General features: G+C 59.9%; 1 protein-coding gene. It reads left to right on the top strand.

Annotation, left to right across the window (positions count from 1 at the left end; translation table 11 throughout):
- On the top strand, positions 1 to 471 hold a 471-nt coding region (locus AC1D1X_RS25260; protein ID WP_477699632.1), incomplete at its 5' end, for a hypothetical protein.
- Positions 472 to 581: the final 110 nt, after the last annotated feature.

Raw genomic sequence — 581 nt, 5'->3', positions numbered from 1 at the left:
GGGCTGAGGCCGCCCCGCTTCGCGGCGCCGCCAGAAACACAAAAACCTGCATGCTTTCCGGCATGCAGGTTTTTCTTCTTGTTGAGGCGGCCGCGCAGGACCCGCTCAAAAAGTGCCGGTCAATGCCGGATTTTCAGGTCCGATTACTTGGCCGGAGCGCTGGCTGCCGTACCAGGCGTCGCTGCGTCACCTGTCATCGGAGACGTGCTGGTTCCCATTGGGGTGCTACCGGTTGTGGACGTACCCATCGAAGAGCTGCTGCCTGTTGGGGATGGCGTGGTCGACGGCGAAGGTGTGGTCGAGGGTGAAGCGGCAGGTGTCGAAGGCGACGCGCCGGTGTCTTCCACCTTTTTGCCACAGGCTCCCAGTGCCAGCAAAGCGGCCAGGGCAACGGCGGTAAGGGCAGCAGGTTTGAATTTGGATGCGTGCATGTCGGTTTCCTTTTTTGAAGATGAAATGGCTGAACGGTGAGTGGCTGAACGTCAGCCGGAATTCAATTTAGCCCGCTACATCGGGCTTACCCCATGAGACGGTGTCCCACAGGGCTGTAAGCGTTTTTCGCCTGATGCGCACACAGAGGC

The sequence above is a fragment of the Polaromonas sp. P1_G4 genome (genome assembly GCF_056405475.1).
This window is presented reverse-complemented; position numbering and strand designations above follow the sequence as displayed.